12 protein-coding genes are annotated in these 18,768 nt (G+C 42.0%); 6 read left to right on the plus strand and 6 right to left on the minus strand.

The window, feature by feature from the left end; all coding sequences use genetic code 11:
- The first annotated feature begins 301 nt into the window (after nucleotides 1–301).
- From ACPPVU_RS08705 to ACPPVU_RS08725, 5 genes are all read left to right on the plus strand, one after another.
- Nucleotides 302–1,030, plus strand: a complete 729-nt coding sequence (locus ACPPVU_RS08705) for a hypothetical protein (RefSeq protein WP_426671302.1) — start codon at nucleotides 302–304, stop codon at nucleotides 1,028–1,030.
- A 204-nt stretch (nucleotides 1,031–1,234) separates the two neighbouring features.
- Nucleotides 1,235–4,621: a two-component regulator propeller domain-containing protein gene (locus ACPPVU_RS08710; protein ID WP_426671303.1), complete on the plus strand. Its 3,387-nt coding sequence runs from the start codon at nucleotides 1,235–1,237 to the stop codon at nucleotides 4,619–4,621.
- A gap of 163 nt (nucleotides 4,622–4,784) precedes the next feature.
- Nucleotides 4,785–5,306 (plus strand): nuclear transport factor 2 family protein, encoded by a 522-nt coding sequence (locus ACPPVU_RS08715; RefSeq protein ID WP_426671304.1) that lies wholly within the window; start codon nucleotides 4,785–4,787, stop codon nucleotides 5,304–5,306.
- Nucleotides 5,307–5,418: 112 nt separating this feature from the next.
- Nucleotides 5,419–6,762: an ATP-binding protein gene (locus ACPPVU_RS08720; RefSeq protein WP_426671305.1), complete on the plus strand. Its 1,344-nt coding sequence runs from the start codon at nucleotides 5,419–5,421 to the stop codon at nucleotides 6,760–6,762.
- 376 nt (nucleotides 6,763–7,138) lie between these two features.
- Nucleotides 7,139–8,698 carry an ATP-binding protein gene (locus ACPPVU_RS08725; RefSeq protein WP_426671306.1) on the plus strand — a complete coding sequence of 520 codons (1,560 nt, stop codon included), beginning with the start codon at nucleotides 7,139–7,141 and terminating at the stop codon, nucleotides 8,696–8,698.
- Between the two features lie 792 nt (nucleotides 8,699–9,490).
- Here ACPPVU_RS08725 and ACPPVU_RS08730 read toward each other — a convergent pair.
- The 3 genes from ACPPVU_RS08730 to ACPPVU_RS08740 all read right to left on the minus strand — a co-directional run bounded on the left by ACPPVU_RS08730 (nucleotide 9,491) and on the right by ACPPVU_RS08740 (nucleotide 13,459).
- A complete protein-coding gene (locus ACPPVU_RS08730; RefSeq protein WP_426671307.1) occupies nucleotides 9,491–9,625 on the minus strand; it encodes a hypothetical protein in 135 nt (44 codons plus the stop codon).
- A 475-nt stretch (nucleotides 9,626–10,100) separates the two neighbouring features.
- Complete coding sequence (locus ACPPVU_RS08735) at nucleotides 10,101–10,451, minus strand: response regulator (protein WP_426671308.1); 351 nt, start codon at nucleotides 10,449–10,451, stop codon at nucleotides 10,101–10,103.
- A 416-nt stretch (nucleotides 10,452–10,867) separates the two neighbouring features.
- Complete coding sequence (locus tag ACPPVU_RS08740) at nucleotides 10,868–13,459, minus strand: BamA/TamA family outer membrane protein (protein WP_426671309.1); 2,592 nt, start codon at nucleotides 13,457–13,459, stop codon at nucleotides 10,868–10,870.
- Between the two features lie 442 nt (nucleotides 13,460–13,901).
- On the opposite strand from ACPPVU_RS08740, the gene ACPPVU_RS08745 reads away from it, so the two are divergent.
- Nucleotides 13,902–14,672, plus strand: a complete 771-nt coding sequence (locus tag ACPPVU_RS08745; RefSeq protein WP_426671310.1) for a hypothetical protein — start codon at nucleotides 13,902–13,904, stop codon at nucleotides 14,670–14,672.
- Nucleotides 14,673–14,956: 284 nt separating this feature from the next.
- Here the strand turns inward: ACPPVU_RS08745 and ACPPVU_RS08750 are convergent, their stop codons facing one another.
- From ACPPVU_RS08750 to ACPPVU_RS08760, 3 genes are all read right to left on the minus strand, one after another.
- Nucleotides 14,957–15,757: a hypothetical protein gene (locus tag ACPPVU_RS08750; RefSeq protein WP_426671311.1), complete on the minus strand. Its 801-nt coding sequence runs from the start codon at nucleotides 15,755–15,757 to the stop codon at nucleotides 14,957–14,959.
- A 270-nt stretch (nucleotides 15,758–16,027) separates the two neighbouring features.
- Nucleotides 16,028–16,819, minus strand: a complete 792-nt coding sequence (locus tag ACPPVU_RS08755) for a hypothetical protein (RefSeq protein WP_426671312.1) — start codon at nucleotides 16,817–16,819, stop codon at nucleotides 16,028–16,030.
- A 158-nt stretch (nucleotides 16,820–16,977) separates the two neighbouring features.
- The gene (locus ACPPVU_RS08760) at nucleotides 16,978–18,684 is read right to left on the minus strand and encodes a M56 family metallopeptidase (RefSeq protein ID WP_426671313.1); all 1,707 of its coding nucleotides are present in this window, start codon (nucleotides 18,682–18,684) and stop codon (nucleotides 16,978–16,980) included.
- Nucleotides 18,685–18,768 lie beyond the last annotated feature (84 nt).

Consider the following 18,768-nt stretch of genomic DNA (forward strand, 5'->3'; position numbering starts at 1 on the left):
GCTCCTTTTCATGGTATTGCCCATCTTCTTGTCAATATTTTTGCTCTAAAGTTAATGAATTATAAGGTTTGATAGATGTGTCAACAAATATTTTACCAGGCATCCCGCTGCAAATACATTGATTAACAGGTATTTTAATATATTTATCTGGTCATAGTCACTGGTCACTGGTCACTGGTCATTGGTCATTGGTAAAGTAGCTAATCAAATTACAAATAAACGGCGGAGCCCTCTTGAGCACCTTACGAAATAAATACAAAACGAAAAATCCGAAATCGAAAATCCGACATCCGAAATCACAATGGAAGTACACCACCACCCCGAAGTAGAAAAAAAAGGTTTTAAAGAATATTTACTGGAAGGCTTAATGATATTCCTGGCAGTATTGATGGGATTTATAGCCGAGAATATCAGGGAGAACATCTCGGAGCACAAACGTGCTGCTGAATTTGCCCATTTATACTATGGGGATATTAAAAAAGACACTGCACAGTTGCAGGCTGCAATGCGTTTTAACCGGCACAAAATAGCAGCTATTGATAGCGTGATACCTTTGATGCATCAACCAGAAAGTGCTTATAGTGATACTATTCTTATGCTTAAAGGTCGCGTATCGAGTATTGTTTTACCTTTTCAGCCATCGTCCGGTAATTATGAGCAACTCAAATCTTCAGGGGCAATAAAGGAATTTAAGCCAAAAATGGTGGCGCTGATGAATGAGTATGACCTGCAGGTAAAACAGGTAGTACGACGGGAAGATATCAGCCAGCAGTTCATCACCCAGCAATTGATGCCATTTATTATTGATCATGGCAATATGGAGAATTCGTATGATATAATGACAACAGGAAAAATACAGCATGGCTCCTATATGGGCTGGACACCGGAGTTCAAAAAGAAATACCTTAATATGATTGTTTTTATAAAAATATTGTCGGTACGGTCAATGCAGGAATATGAGCATCTTCTACTGGAATCAAATAAGGTTTTAAAAGAACTGAAGAAAGAGTATGACATTGAGGAGGATTAGTTAATAGTTATTAATACCCGGGTGAACGGGCATGGGGAAGCATTAACATTGATACACAGGAGGGTGAAGTATCTGAATTGTAATAACACTTCCTTTCTGGCGGTCCCGATAGCTATTTTAATAAAGGATTGGATATCTAAGCTTATGTCATGATATCAATAAAGTATCACTATATTGTATTACAATTAGTTAACTCCCGTTCGCATGAGCCCGCGCCTGAAATTATATGTGTTGATTATCATTTTTATGATGTTCCGATACATCGGTTTTACGCAGGATATTCATTTTACTATAGTTGACCCCCCAAAAGATGCCCCATGGATAGCTGTACTTGATATCACTCAAGACCCACAGGGTTATTTATGGATGGCCACTGACAATGGCTTAAATAAATATGATGGGCACCAGTATACGATCTACCGGAACGACTCAAAAAACCCAAATTCCATCTCGCCCGGTAAGATGGAAAAAGTTTATGCAGACAAGAATGGGATAATCTGGATCGCCACTTATACTGCCGGATTAGACAGGTTCGATCCTGCTACCAACACTTTTACTCATTATCGTCATCAATCTGGAAATGCCAGGAGTTTAGCAAATGACACTGTAAGGGGCATTATTGAAGATCATCAGGGAATTATTTGGATTGGAACAAACGGTGGGCTGGATAACTTTGATCCTAAAACAGGGATTTTTAAACATTTTGTTCATCACGCCAATGATCCAACGAGCCTGAGCAATAGTCATGTGCGGGCACTTTATGAAGACAAAAAAGGCACCATATGGGTAGGTACGGGAAGTCCCTGGAATGTAGAAACAGCTAAGGGCGAGGGCGGACTTAATAGACTAGATAGAAAAACAGGGAAATTTACCCGGTACCTGCACGATGCGAACGATCCTCATAGTTTAACAGATAACCGGGTATTGGTAATCTTTGAAGACAGCCACGGCACATTTTGGGTGGGCACCGCAGGAGATGGTTTGCATACTATGGATAGGGGAAAGGGCACTTTTGAACGCCATCTGTATGATCCTGCACACCCCGAGAAACTTAGTCGTCCACCGTTAAAAAAACCGGAGGATGCGGGTGTTGATGACCATATCACTTTTATTAATGAAGACGTTTCGGGGAAAATATGGATAGGAACATACGTAGGCGGGATCAATGTATACGACCCTTTAACCAAAAAAACGGCATGGTATGGCAATGGCTCCAATAGTAAGCAAAAAATAGGAAGGAATGAATTTTGGGCTCTCTGTAAAACCAATGATGGACTACTTTGGATAGCCACATTTTATAGGACAGAGTTGTACAAGATCAACCCATACCAAAACAAGCTGCCTTATAATTATATGGGTAAAGCAGCTGTTGGTTTTATAGACGATGCTAACGGTGGATTTTGGATGACAACCAGTAAAGGATTGGTACATAAAACGAGCGATAATACCCAGGAAACATTCCATATTGATAAGAAGGCCGCGTTAAGGCAGGATCCCCTTTCTACTAAAGATGTCTTTCTTAGTATTGTAAAAGATATTGATAATAAACTGTGGCTTTCGAGCTTCAATGGTTTGTATCTTTTTGATCCTGTAAGAAATTCTTTTACGGGTTATCATCATCAAGGAGGTAATGCAAACAGTTTACTTTCAGACAGCACATATTTCCTGAAGAAAGGCAAAGCCGGCAAATTATGGATCGGCACCTCTTCTGGTTTAGACCTGATGGATATTAAAACCAAAACCTTCAAACATTTCCGGAACGATCCAAAAGACACCACAAGTATTAGCAGTAACGCTATTATAAACATTGAGTCTGATAATAACAGTGCAGTATGGGTTGCCACATACAAAGGAATCAATAAGCTGGATGAAAAAACCGGGCATTTTAAAAGGTACCTCGCCAATCTGAACGTAACCTTATTAAATGATAGTCGTGGTAATTTGTGGGCAGCGACAAATAACGGCCTTTACAAGTACAATGAAAATATCGACAATTTTTCAATTTTCAGCCTGGAGGGGCTGGCTGTCAGTTGGTTTACAGAAGATCACGAAAAAAACCTCTGGTTAGCTACTAATTCAGGCCTCATAAAACTGAATTTGCAAAATAAAGAAACAAGTATTTACGGGAAAAGCCAGGGTGTAAACGCAGACGCCTTGACGAGCGGGTACGTAAGACCTAATGGTGAAATATTATTTGGAGATACATCAGGTTATTTTGCTTTTCAGCCTGGTGAATTGTTGCATCGGGCGCCTGCTCCGAATACCAATATAAACCGGTTTTTATTGGCTGATGTGCCGGTAGCCCCAACTGCAGGGGGAATATTGACTAAACCTGTTTTTAATACCAAAGAAATTAATTTAAACTATAACCAGTCTACTTTCTCTTTTGGGTTTACCAGTATTGATTATGTTAGTGAAGAGGGCGATAAACGCGTTTTTTATATGCTGCAAAATTACGATAGCAAATGGCGTAAGGCAGGATCGGAGGAAATAGCAAATTATTATGATATACCCCCGGGCAATTACATCTTTAAAGTAAAAAGTATAAATGTTGATGGCTTGGTCGCCGAAAAACATATTGACATTATAATTTCACCGCCCTGGTGGCAAAAATGGTGGGCTTATGTCTTATTCGCATTATTATTTATTGGCAGTGTTTGGGGTTTTATACACTACCGTTCGCTGAGCCTGATAAAAGAAAAACGCATCCTGGAGCACAAGGTACATGTACGCACCGAGGAAGTTCTGCAACAAAAAGAGGAAATAGAGGCCCAGCGTGATCACCTTGAAAAAGCATTTGGCGATCTGAAATCCGCCCAAACCCAACTCATCCAGTCCGAGAAAATGGCCTCTCTGGGTGAGCTTACCGCAGGTATAGCCCACGAGATACAGAACCCGCTCAACTTTGTCAATAATTTTTCAGATGTGAACGAAGAAATGCTTGGCGAATTGGAGGAAGAATTAAACAAAGGTGATATAGCAGAAGCCAAAGCCATTGCAGCAGATATCAGAGAAAATGAGCGAAAGATCAATCACCATGGCAAGCGTGCCGACTTTATTGTGAAGGGTATGCTGCAGCACTCGCGTACCAGTACAGGCGAACGACAGCCCACCAATATCAATACCCTGGCCGATGAATTTTTCAGGCTTTCCTATCATGGACTGCGTGCAAAGGACAAATCATTCAATGCAGAATTGACCACCCATTTTGATGAAAATCTACCCAAAGTAAACGTCGTGCAGCAGGACATGGGCCGGGTGCTGCTCAATCTGTTCAATAATGCATTTTATGCCGTGAAGCAAAAAGTCAAAACATCGGGGGCAGATTATAAACCTGGAGTTACCGTAACTACAACATCTGCTAATGGACAAGTCATCATCAAAGTAAAAGATAATGGCGTGGGCATACCGGATGCGATCAAAGAAAAGATACTGCAACCCTTCTTCACCACCAAACCAACAGGCGAGGGTACGGGATTGGGGTTGAGTTTAAGTTATGACATCTTGGTAAAAGGCCATAGCGGTACTTTGGATATCTTAAGCAAAGAGGGGGAGGGCTCGGAGTTTATTGTTAAATTACCGGTGGGGTAGTCATTAGTCATTAGTCATTAGTCATTAGTCATTAGTCATTAGTCATTAGTCATTAGTCATTAGAAAATGGCTAATCAAATTACGAAATAAAAGAATAACCGCCTACTGCAAACTCAAAACTGCAAACTATAAGGTATCTTTATATCCCCAATCCCTCTGCATCATGAAAAAGTTTTTGTTAATCATGCTTATTGCTTGTTCGTTACAGGCTTTTGCCCAAGGTAAGGTAAAGAGTGGTACCGTTTATAGTCAGCATCCTTATATCGAGGTGGTAAAACAATTGGCTGTGCTTTATGAAAAAGGTGATGCTGCAGGCATGGAAAAATTGTATGCGGATACTGCCCAGGTTTACGGCATGACCCGCTATGCCGTTGATACCACAAAGGTGGCTCAATGGTCTGTACCACCGGCTAAACGCTTACCCGGGGCCAAGGCTGGATGGCGCCAGGTTTTTGAGAATTGGGAACAGATAAAAATGCGCCCAATAGTACCGCCCGAAGGCCTTGAACATACCGATGGGACTTTTAGTGTACAATCATTTTGGCTATTCACATTGGTAAATAAAAAGACCAAAAAGGTAGCCAAGGTGGAGATGGTTGTATTTCATGTGTTTAACAAGGCCGGGAAGATTGCCACCCAGGTAGAATTTTACGACCCAACCTCACTACTTGCCGCTATGAAATAATACGATTAGGGTGATATTGCCTATCTTGCTGATTAATAACTCGTTATTTTAATTTAAAAGTAAGTCTTAGTAGCTCCTGTTTAAATATATTTTTTAAATTTGAGCATCTAAAGTGAGTACGCTAACCAATTTTCGTGATAAAATAAGCTTATTATGGCTTAAACTAACGGGTGAACCCACAGTCTTTCCACTCGAATTCAGGATATTTCATGCTATATGCCTGATCCTTATTATCTCGTTGACTTATAATATTCCGGTTAATCTTTTCATCGGCCTGCCGGTAGCAGCATTTTTGAGCCTTGTGGCTGCGGTTACTTTTTTTTTCATTTACTTCAGGTCGCGTTACCGGGGTAAAATGAACGGCAGTATTTTCGTATGTGCCATTATCTGCAATATTTTGTTCCTGGTAAATTATTTCTATAATTCGGGTATAAACGGGCCGAACGATATTATATTCGCGCTGGCACTGTTCCTCATTATATTTATCTCTCCGCCCAAACAGCATAGCCTATGGGCGATCGTTAATATTACGCTGCTATTGGCTATGCATGGCATCGAATATTTTTACCCGCAAACAGTTCCTGATGCTTATAAAAGCCGGCCTGCTCGTTTTTTTGATGTAACATCTGCTTACCTGTTCACTGCGTTTACGATGTATTATACCATTAAGATCATCCGCAAAAACTATGATTATGAGCGGCGCCAGGTGGAGGAGAAAAGACGCGATATTAAGCGCCAGAACCAGCATATTTTAACACAGAATGAACAGCTTGAACATTTAAACTCAGAGAAGAATAAGCTGATGTCCATCATAGCGCATGACCTGCGCGGGCCATTGAGCAATATTCAGAACTACCTTGAACTGGTGTCAGAATTCGGGCTTGACAAAGAAGAGCGCCAGGTAGTAGAAGGCGACCTGCTTAAGGTGACTCAGAGCACACTTAACATGCTGTCGAAGCTGTTGATATGGTCCAAATCGCAGATGGATGGGGTGACCGTAAAGCTGAATGACGTAAACCTGTCCGAAACGCTTAAAAATACGTTGGAAATGGAACGTATATTGGCACTTAAAAAGAATATTACCCTCACTCACAATATCGACCCGGTTATAAACGTGCTTGCCGATAGCGACATGTTGCAACTGGTAATGCGGAACCTGGTAAGCAATGCAATTAAATTTACCCCCAAGGGCGGCAAAGTGGATATAACAACCGAAATGGTAATGCATGAGTGCAAGATCAGCATAATTGATAACGGCGAGGGTATTCCATTGGATCAGCAGGGCAATATATTTTCGCTCAAGGCACGGTCAACCTTTGGTACCGACAATGAAAAAGGCGTTGGCCTTGGCCTGCCGTTATGCAAAGAGTTTACCGGGCACCAAGGCGGCCGCATCGGCTTTGAAAGTATTCAGGGCCAGGGATCAATCTTTTTTATTTTTATGCCGATAAGGTAGTCGACTCACCTCAATTTATGGTTAGTAACGCTGCTTGCATAGTTGACTCACCTCCAAGGGAGTCCTTCGGACCGGTCATTTCCGCCTATTGGCGGATCGACCACCCTCTCTTCGCTGCGCGGAAAGAGGGTAAAAAAGAGAAAAATATAATTTTCTTTGCCCTCTTTATGGCTTGCCATAGAGAGGGTCGACCAGCGTAGTGTAGTTGGGGGGAGTCAATTCGACGCTAAGCATCAGCGTTAACATCATGCCTTTCACTTTCAGTAGTTTTATAAATTCCCGCCTTTTATTAGTATTGTCGCCGCTAATTAATTACCTTAACAAACAAAACATTTTATATTAATGTTAAATGCTTTTATCCTGATTTTTTAAATTGATGGTTGATACCTCCCAGGCAAATTATGCACAATATCTGAAAGGCGGCGGCGAAATGGGCCGTCTTACCCGTGAATTTGATTGGGGTGGGACAATTATTGGCAGTCCGGATACATGGTCGCAAAGTTTGCTCACCACGGTAAGCATTATGCTTAATTCCAGGTTCCCGATGTTTTTATGGTGGGGGTCTGATCTGATACAATTTTATAATGATGCCTACCGCCCAAGCCTGGGTAATAATGGGAAGCACCCAAAAGCCTTGGGACAAAGAGGTGAGGATTGCTGGCAGGAGATATGGCCGGTTATTAAACCATTGATAGACCAGGTAATGAGTGGTTGCGGATCAACATGGAGCGAAGATCAACTGATACCTATTTACCGGAATAATCAATTAGAGGATGTTTACTGGACATTCAGCTACAGCCCTGTAATTGACGAGACCGGTAAATGCGCGGGGGTACTGGTGATCTGTAACGAAACTACCGGCAAGGTGAAATCCTATAACGAAATGCTGGAAGCCAAAAAAGAACTGGAATTTACTATAGAAGCTGCTGAACTGGGCACCTGGGATCTGGACCCCGTCACTAATAGGTTTAAAGGAAATGACCGTTTAAAGTTATGGTTTGGCTTACCTTTAGATGAGGAAATTGATCTCGATATAGCCATCGCCCGTATGATTGAGGAAGACAGAGGTCGGGTAATAGAAGCTATACACAAAGCAATGGAAAAAGGATCGGATGGGAACTATAACGTTACTTATACCATCGCCAATCCTGATAATGGCTTAAGAGTAGTAAAAGCGGTAGGCAAAGCCGTATTTGATGCTGAAGGGAATGCTGAACGTTTTACCGGAACATTGGAGGATGTTACAACGGAGCATCAATTGCAACAACGTAAGGATGAGTTTATCAGCATTGCCAGTCATGAGTTAAAAACACCTTTAACGTCGCTTAAGGCATCCATGCAAATTCTTCAAAAATTAATTAAGACTGATATTTTATCAATCAAACTCCCCTTATTTATAGATAAAGCAAGCAATAACCTGAATAAACTGCTTTACCTGATGGATGACCTGATGAATGTATCAAAAATACAGCAGGGGCACCTGGCGCTCAACAAAACAAGGATCAATATAGTTGACCTGGTAAATGATTGCTGTGAACATTTGCGTATGGGGGCTACGCATCACATTCAGCTTATTGGCGATAAGGAATTATTTATTGATGCGGATTACAGGCGGATAGACCAGGTGGTGATTAATTTGGTGAACAATGCGATAAAATATTCACCCCTGTCAGACAGGGTGGAGATAAAGGTAGAGCATGATGCAGAAAATGCTAAAATATCCGTACGGGATTTTGGGATAGGTATTAGTCCTGAAAAGCTGCCGCATTTATTTGACAGGTATTTCCGGGTAGATTCATCAGGTGTACAATTCTCGGGCCTCGGGTTGGGTTTATATATCAGCGCCGAGATTGTAAGAAGGCACAATGGCGACATCGGTGTTGAAAGCGAATTTAATGAAGGCAGCACTTTTTGGTTCACATTACCAATGGGTTGATAAATTAGTGTTCTACGCCTTTAATAGGTATTGCCACCTACAAAACCACTGTTGTATAATGGAATTAAGTATGCAGGTACTTGTTGGTGACGGGAGCAGGGCCTCTGTGAGAAGCTTGTGATGACAGGAGGAAACCCGAATGGCTATGCCCCAAACAATAGACACAATATAGATTATAACATACAATTATTTAATCTTAACGATTATAATTTTCCTATTTTTTTAATTTATATAGATAAAAATCAATTATGTCTTTATTAGTGACAAAACTAATAAAGGTCAGGGCCATAATTGTTTTCGTAGTATTTTAATGACCCTGTTACACTTTTAATGGCCTTGCCACATATGAGCTAAATGTGGCTTAGGGCTACCGTTAAGCCACAAATTCCCCAATTTGGGGAACTGAAAAATCAATTTACCTCATTTTCTCAAACAAAAAGGCCGTTTTTAGGTTAGATACACAGTGGCAGGAGATTTGCAACTGTACATGAAAACAATAGTACCATGATTTATATCTTATCATTTTTATCATTCATGTTAGTAGTAGCTGTGATAGGAATTATTACCGCAAAGATAAACGCTAAAACTCCATGTAATCATGAGTGGCATGAGCATGATACTACACATAAATGCGCCAAGTGCAACAAAAGCATACGTAAATATGCTAACCCATACAGCAACGCAGCATAAGCCTGCCTGCTTTTAACAGAGCCATCTTTCAAAATCAAACACTATATTGTTGCATTTCCCGTGAAAACGGGAAATGTTAATTTTCCTCCCCTTTTCCCAATACTAGTCAGAAGATTTTACCGAAGGCATCCATAAGGTGAATACTGTTTCATCGTTGGTAGATGCTACATCCAGTTTGTCGCCATGTGCTATAGCTATTTCTGATGCGATAATATTTTTAAAAATGAAAAAATGCACAAGTATTCAAATGGTTTTGTGCGGTTTTTAAATATTTACGAATTGTAGAATGAGTCCTTCGGACCTCGCCCGACCAGCGCAACAAAATCGGGTGAGTTGGTTATGCGAAGTATAAGTTACGGTGAAAACACCCTAAATAAACAGTTAAAAAACGGTGTAAATAGCGTAAAAACACTGATTGTAAATTATTTATAACGAATTAATTTTGGATAGCACATTTAATCCTGAGATGGGTAAAGTATAAAAGCAGAAAGGATTAATCTTTCTTATATAGTTTCTTTCGCCGGTTGAATCAATTGGTCATTGCTTAGATCGGCCACCTTCTCTCCGACTTGTCGGAGAGAAGGTTAAGAAAAAAATATAAGCTTCCACATCCTCTTTACGCATACGGAGAGGGTCGGCTGGCACAGCGTAGTCGGGTACGAAGAATTCCTTTGGAGATTAGTCGGATAGAAAAAAAAAGCTTTCTATAAATTTAAATATAGCACCTTATTTTTTGCTCCATATCCGCTATGTTGAATGGCATTATGATAAAATCGTCAGCACAGGTATTGTCTGCTACGCTTTCATACTTGGTCATCAGCGTTGTTAATATAACGGGAATGTGTTTTGTAAGCGGATGATTTTTTATTTCTAAACATACCTCATCACCCGGTCGCGTGTTCATCGCATTATTCAGCAAGATTAATTGAGGATCTATTTGGTGTATTTGCTCAACTGTTTGATTTACCCGCGACTGTATAACATCAAAACCGCTGCTCTGTAATACACATGTAACTGCATCGTTGAGACCAGGGTCGTTCTCAACAAGTAATATTTTTTTCATTGACAAGCTGTTTTTTCCTATTAAAAATTACCGTAATTGATTGCGGGTAAGCATCGACTCCAAAAACCGGAACTAATGTTATTTTACGTTAGGATTTTGTAAATGTTGCAACATAGAATAGATTTATTTCAAGCGGTCTGTACTAAGTTGGAAAAGGGTAAAAATGTTAATGCATGGTGCACAGTTGACTCACCCGATCATCGCTCTGCTCTACCACCCACCCTTTGCACGTACATGCACTACTACACCTTTATATCTTTTTTGGCGAGCTTGGCCGTGTCAGTAACAGTTGCATCTTTTTTTGGGTGCCACAACGGCACAATTATATAAGCATTAACTGCGTCTAAAGTTTTAATTTATAGCGGAATGGCGCGTAAGGAAAGGGGTATAAACTGAGCTGCTTGCTGCTCCACACATTAAAATCTGAAACCAATAGAAATGTAAGGCAAAACGCCTTCTTTTGAGAAACCAAGTACGCCCTCTATCAAAACCAGCTGTGCGGGCACAATGTATATCCCTCCGCCGTAGCCATCGTGTATCGCGTTGGATGATTCGCCCGGCGACCAAACCCTGCCGATATCATTAAAGCCAAGTATGCCTACGGTTCCGGGTAAAAGGTAGGAGCTAAAATTGAGCACTTTTAAGCGTAGCTCTAAGTTGTTGTAAAAAATGCTGTTCCCGGTAAACCTGTTAGTATGGAAGCCCCGAAAATTTTGAGCCCCTCCCAGTTTCATTTGCTGGAAATAAGCCGCATTGCCCACCGTAGTACCCCCGCCGGTACGGTTGGCTATAACCAATATCGAATCCCGGTCGGGATTTAAATAGAAACTGAATTCAGAAAGAATTTGTCCGTAAGTGTTGTTGGATACATTAACACCTGTAAAACCAGATACGGTGGTGGTCCAGTAAACACCCTTATTCGGTAGTATGGATTTGTCCCGTGTATCAAATTCAATGTTTGAAAGCAGACCGGCATACACTTTCGTTTCAAACACATGCTCATCGGGGTTTTGCTGATCATAAGTGGTTAAAAACCGGTTGGTATTATTTGATGCCTTGCTGTTATAATACTGCCCCGCCAAACCTGCACTTACATGAAATTTGCCATATTGGTGATGTAAGGATACATCGCCGGTTACATAATCATACTTATTGCGGTAATAGGTGATTTTTTTATCACCTTCATTAACAAACGGGGTGCTGTTGCCTATGCCAAAAAAGTTACTCTGATTATTTGGCCCTCTCGACAAGATATTAATGCTCAGATCATTCTGACCTATTATTTTGTTCCACCGCGCCATGTAACTCAACAGAAATGATTGTCGCCCCAGTGTATAATTGGTTAAAAACTCCTGTTTAAAAGCATAAGGCGTGGCACGGAAGCCATGTTTCTCATAAGAGAATCCGCCGATTAATGATATCCCGATATCCGTACTATAATTGGCCAGTATAATGGGTTCGAACCGGTTGTACTTAAAACCTGTCTTGTCAAAATCATTAACTGTACTATCTTTTGAGGTGCGGATCTTCACCTGTGATGGGGAAGGCAAACTGTTTTTCTGATCCGACCGGTCATAAACGTAAAGTTTACTTCTATTGTGGATTTTTTGATCTACATAAAAACTATCTACGCCGGCCCCGCCTATCATGCGTACAACTATAGGCGATGTGCCATTGCCTGTTATTGAAAATACATCATTTCCATCAAAGCCATAAAGCCTAATTTCCTGGGTTACCAATGGATCAAAAGCACGCTGGTAGGTGATCTTATCGATGCTGCCATCTTTCTTTATTTTATTTACAGTTACCTGTAGCTTACCGCTGTCAGTATAGTTGATGGTAAATTTATCCGTCTTATCACTGGCAGGTATTTCTACCTGTCTCGAAATAAACCGGTAATATTCAAGTGCCTGTTTGGGTAATATATTTCGGCGGGCTATCATATTGCTAATGATATCTTTACCCGAAAGAGCATAAATAGTATCGGGCATGCGTTTTATTGCCGTAGTGATCAGGCTATCGGTAAGTTTTTTCTGCACGTAGTTAATTTGCTCCTTCCAGTCATCCTCGCTTAACTGGTTTAAAAAATACCTGTCAAAATACCGGGCGTTAAAGTTCCAGCCCTCAATGTCCCTGATAGATTTACCATATCCCTGGAACTTTGATTTTAGCCATTGATGTGCTACTATCCAGGGGAATAGTCCTGATGTTTTATAGTACACCTGGTCACGGTCGCGGGGTACAGGTTCATAAATAGTCTCGTGCTTGCCGTCAATTTTTTCCCATCGCCATTGGTCTTCGTGCCTGTCCCAGTCGCCCAAAAGCATATCCAGCAGCCTGGCTCTTAGCACTGTTTTTTCGTCTACCCGGGTATCATTATCTTCCTGCAGTTTACGCTGGACTTTTGGTGTATTATCAGTTTTTTCAGCATCGAGGGGTTCGCGCTCTTCAAATAAAAACACCTGGTTGGCAAAATCTTTCCGGTACTTGCCTAAAGCCGGATCATCGGGCATATAAACAATTTCGGGGTTGGAGTGCGGTATACCCAATGCTTCAGCTAACGGAGGCACTGTTAATGCCGAAAACGGATGGGCGGCCGATACCTGGTCCTGCAAAATATCTTTGGCTACGGTAGGCCTCAGGTCGGCTGGTAAGCCTCTCTCCGGGTATTTCTGAATAGTTCTTAATACCCATTGCTGCCCGGTAGAATCCTGCAGGCGCAACGATTTGGTTTGCAGACCGCCTCCCAATTGTACTATTTTTAATCCTCCTTTTTCGGTAGATAAATGGAATATCCGCAGCTTAACAGGTGTGGCCCATAGCTTGCGGTAATTCTCGCCCAAAAAAAATCGGTGAGTTTTGCTTGCCTGGTTATAATCCGGCTCAATGGCTAACTTAACAGAATCGGCACCCGGATTTTTTTGTGCCGATGCATTTACGGAAATCAAAAGCATCCCCCCCGCTAAAAAGAAGGATAGGTGTTTTATAGGTCTTCCCGTTAATCTCATTTAGTTGTTTTAATAAGGAAAAGTATTAACTGCCTTGCAAAGTTTAAAATAGGTCTTGTAGAATGAGAAACAATATTTATGAATATGACAACCGGGGATTATTATCATATTTCGTGTTAAGATAAAATAAATAAAATTAATACTGAAAGGATTTAAATGCGGTGGAGTACAAAAAAATCAAGTTGGATTGGGTTTAAGATTTGAGCGGTAATAGCGTCCACCGGTTTAAAAGTTTTACGCAGCGGGGAAGACTTAAACCAGAGTAGAGCAAAACTTATCGACCTTGTTGGGATAAAATAGGATAGGGCGTATAATTGACTCACCCGGTCATTGCTTCGCTCGACCACCCTTTCTCCGGCAAGCCGGAAAGAGGGAAGAACATTCTTCAGAATGTATAGGATTTTGATTTTGTACTTAATAATTCCTTACATATCTTCATGTTATGAAACCTTATCATCTGTTTGCCTGCTTTTTGATGCTATTAGTTTATAAAACATCGGCACAAACTCAAATCAAAGCTGCGGAAGCTTCAAAATATATAGGTGAAAAGGTGTTTGTTTGCGATACCTTATATAAAATAGAGCGTGCAGGTGATTCAAGCCAAACCTCGCTAATCTTAGGGGGAAATCAATCAAGCTCGAAGCTAACAGTCATTGTCAAAGGCTTTGCTTTAAATACTGGCGATTATTCTAAAGGAAGTTACGTTTGTGTTGCGGGACTTGTGACTAGTCAAGGTGGTAACCCTGATATCGAGGTGACCAATGATGAAATGATAACTGTGCGTAAAAGCTATATACTCGGTAGTAATAGAAATCAAAAAACTACCCGGATAACTACTAAGGTACAACTAACCGCACCGCCGGGTGCACACTATTTTGGTGAGCGGTACAGAGCCATCGATTTAACAGATGTAGACAAGAAGGAATCAGATACGATAAAGATCACAGAGAAGATTTATAGTTATAAGTTAGCTGCCGATTCTGCTCGTATTGACTTCGGTGGTACTTATCCAAACCAAAAGCTGACTATCATTTTAAAGGGCGATGCAAAAAAGTATCTTGATGCGATGCTGGAGATTAAATACAAAAGCAATGATCCATCGCATATACTAAACAACAAGAAATTTATGGCTATAGGTAAGGTTACTTACTTCAGAGACAGGCCTCAGATTGTAATAACCGATCCGAATTTATTTACCATCATATCGGACTAATAACGCCTGCACCATTGACTCACCCGGTCATTGCTTCGCTCGACCACCCTCGCTCCGGCAAGCCGGAAAGAGGGTGGGAGACAGAATATAAATGGTTTTCTGTCTCAGCAGGGTCTCTCGCAGAGGACCCTGCGCTATACGGACTTCTTTGTGCTGCAGGATCGCCTATCGGGAGACCCTGCAGGGACTTTAAAATAGAAATTCTTCCCCCTCTTTATGGCATGCCATAGAGAGGGTCGACCAGCGTAGCGTGGTCGGGGTGAGTCAATATAGGAGCGACTTAATCACTCCTCAATATTCATCCCATTAAAGTTACCGTTTTCACTATGACCGTTAGCAAGGCGTGGGTATTTCTGTTTGTATTTGTTAAATACGGTGTCAGACATTTTTTTGCCATTCACTATCATTTCATCTGCATTCATCCGCAGCGAGTGCAGTGCCTTTTCATTTGGGAGAATGCCATCGCTCACCAGATCACTCACCATCAGCTTTAATTGGCGCTGATCTTCCGCCGCTTCTTCCTGATCGTGTTTAGCTTGTACCTGGTCGCGCTGTGCTTGTTCCTGATCACGTTTGGCATCTTCCTGGTCGCGCTGCGCCTGTTCCTGATCACGGACTGCCTGTTCCTGATCGCGTTTAGCTTGCTCCTGATCGCGTTCTGCTTGCACTTGTTCTTTCCCTGCTTGTTCCTGATCACGACGTGCCTGCTCCTGGTCGCGTTTAGCCTGTTCCTGATCGCGTTTAGCCTGTTGCTGGTCTATTTGGGCCTGCCTGCGGTCTTCCTTTATCTGCCTGCGGATAGCGGAAACTACAGAAGCATATTTCCCGTAGTCGGCCGGGACCATCTTCTTACCCTCAACATACAGCTCGGTTATTTTGCCGCCTGCCGTTTTTATCTCGTATTCCGTTCCGTCCCAATCGGTTTTAATGTATTCTTTTAAAACACCATTGTTAGTGTTATAAGTGTAAACGTTATCATTATGATCTACGTAAGCTGTTTTTTTGTGCGTAGTTTGTGCCATTGTGGTGGTGCCAAATAATAGTGCGCCAATAAGCATGGTGTTTTTTAAATTGATCTTTTTCATCGTCTGCTTGCTTTTAATAAAATATAAATTGTGATACACATGGTTAAAATGATAGTTATGCAAAAGAATCCCATTGTTTAGCGATTTATGGTTAAGAGTCAAGAGTTAAGAATCAGGCATCAAGAACAACAAGGAATTATCCTATTTGTAAATCTCCGCTGTTGAAATCCTTTTGATCCTTTTTCTTTTATGTCTCTTGATTCTTAACTCCTGATTCTTGATTCTTAACTTTTGACTCCTGATTCCTGATTCTTAACTCTTGGTTCTCCGCTACTTCCCTTCGATAACGCCATCCCTTGAGTAAGTGAATTCGCCTTCTGAAATGCGCGGATATTTGTCTTTGTATCTTTTAAATACAGCGTCCTGTTGTTTAACTCCATTCACTGTCATTTCATGGCTGTTAAAAGTCGCTTGATGTAAGCTGTTGGCATCGGGGATGATTTTATCATGCACCAAATCCTCAGTCAGATTCTTTATAAAGCGTTCGTTCTCTGCGGCCTGCTCCTCATTTCGTTTTGCCTGTTCCTGGTTGAGTACAGATTGCTCCTCGTTTCGTTTTGCCTGTTCCTGATTATGTACAGATTGTTCCTCGTTGCGCTTAGCCTGCTCTTCATTATGAACATTCTGCACCTGGTTAACCTTAACCTGTTCCTGATTTTTCACAGCTTGCTCCTGGTTACGTACGGCTTGCTCCTGATTTTTCTTCGCCTGTATTTCATTGCGTACAGCTTGCTCCTGGTTCTTTTTGGCCTGTTCCTGATTTTTCCTGATCTGTTCGCGGATAGCTGCTATTACTTCGCTGTACTTACCCCATTCTGCGGCCGGGATTTTCTCACCGTTCACATACAGATCGGCCATTTTATTATCTACCAGTTCCATTTTGCAGGTCTTGTTGTTCCACTCCATTTGGATGTGTTCAAGCCGCTTGCCATTTGTAATGTTGATGTGATCATAACTATTATGACTCTCATCATTATAAGCTGTTTTGCCCGGGCTTGTCTGCGCCGTGGCGGTCATCGAGGCCAATAGTATCCCCATTAGCCATATGTAATTGGTTTTCATTTTTGTTGATCTTAAGTTTAAAAATTGGACAATACTTTATCACCCCGCTTAAAGCGAAATTTTAAAAAAAACGAAATCTTAGATTTATTAGGGTAGCCGACTCTATGCCTGCGGTTGCGCGTGCCGCCTGCCTAACCGGGCCGGGTATTAGCTGTTATTTATTCTTGTATACTTGCGTGGCTCTGTTCCTGATTTTTCTTTGCCTGTATTTGATTCACTACTGCCTGTTTCTGGTTCTTTACAGCCTGTTCATGGTTTTTCCTCACCTGTATCTCGTTCACCCTCACTTGCTCATTATTGCTGACAGCCTGCACTTCAATTCTTTTGGCCTGCTCATTATTTGTAACCTGTTCCTGTTGTTGTTGTGCACGTTGTGCATCAGCCCGGTCACGGACTGCCTGTTCCTGATCGCGTTTAGCTTGTTCCTGATCACGTTTGGCCTGATCCTGGTCGCGTCTTGCCTGGTCTTGCTCTATCTGTGCCTGTCTCTGATCGCGCAGGGCTTGCTCCTGATCGCGTTTAGCCTGCTCCTGGTCTTTGGCAGCTTGCTGTGTGTCCTGTTCATTCTGCTTTGCTGCCACTAATTTATCCTGCGCCTCTTTTTGCTGATCACTAACAGGAGCCGGAGGAGCAGGCGGTGGTAGTGCAGGTACATTTTCCGTAGCTGTACTATCTTGCTGCTGTTGGTCTGCATGCATGGTAGCAGAATCCGTAACTTCTGCTTGCTCGTCCTCAACAGTATTGTTTTCTTCCGTTGATGAAACAGAAGTGTATGCGCTATCCAGTACCTGTTGTTTAACTTTTGCTATGACGGACTCAGATGTTTTGATCTGCGCCACAGCTGCTGTAGCTATTATTATTGACAGGACGACGATCCCCATCATAAAAAACACCTTTTCTGCAGGCCCCAGGGTTTGGTTTTTATTATTGAGGATACGGGTTACACGGTTAAGCAAATGGTTCTTCTTGCCGGGGAAAGCCACAGCATAATTGCTGCCATACACCGCATGTTCTTTAAAGCTGATGAGCGCCTGCACAAATTCGCGCCGGTTATTGGTTTGTGCTATCGCGATGTCATCGCAGCAGTTTTCCCGCTCGTCACGCAGCAGGGAAGATATCCAGACTAAGCCCGGATTAAAGAAGAATACCGTCTCAGCAATGGTCTGTAAAAAATTGACGAAATAATCATGACGTCGGATGTGTGCCAGCTCGTGCAATAAAACCGCCTCCACCTGTTCGGCAGGCAGATTGGCTAACAGGCCCACCGGCACCAGTATCACCGGTTTTAAGTGACCGATCACCATCGGCATTTTCACGTAGCCCGACTCCAGCAATTGCACCGCTCTTTTTAACTGGAGTTTTTGGCAAAGCACATCAACCCTGTTTTTCCAGTAGGCAGAAGGGGCGCTGGTATATTTGTTTTTAGCACGATGGATGTAGACCAGGCTACCCATCATCCTCATCGAACGGAAAACAAACAATACAAACCACAACAGCACCACCATAGGCGCATTAGCCGTAAAGTAGCTGATGCAGGTTTTGGCAAACTGGCGCACCCCTGCTGCATCCAGGTTAAACAGGTGGGTTGCGTTATTGCCGATTGCCCCGGCCAGCGGCACTATGTTTTGTACCGGCGGCCTGTTCCACTCCCAAATAAAAGTACCTATGCAGGCTACCAGAAACAATAAAAACTGCACAAGCACCAAATTATACCGCACCGCAGCAGCCGACCGTTTGGTGAGCAGCAATATCACCGCGGTTACCACAGCCAGCAGTAATCCCTGCCAAAGCGAGTGGATCAGCATCCAGCTAAAGGCCTGTATCAGGCGGCTGGCAATGGCGTGGGTGGTTAGTAGCAGGTGCATGTTGGTATGGTATTTTAATTATTTATTTGAATCAGGAGTTAAGAATCAAGAGCCAAGAATCGAGAGTTAAGAGACAAGAGTTAA

Source organism: Mucilaginibacter sp. McL0603 (assembly GCF_049992945.1).
Lineage (GTDB): Bacteria > Bacteroidota > Bacteroidia > Sphingobacteriales > Sphingobacteriaceae > Mucilaginibacter.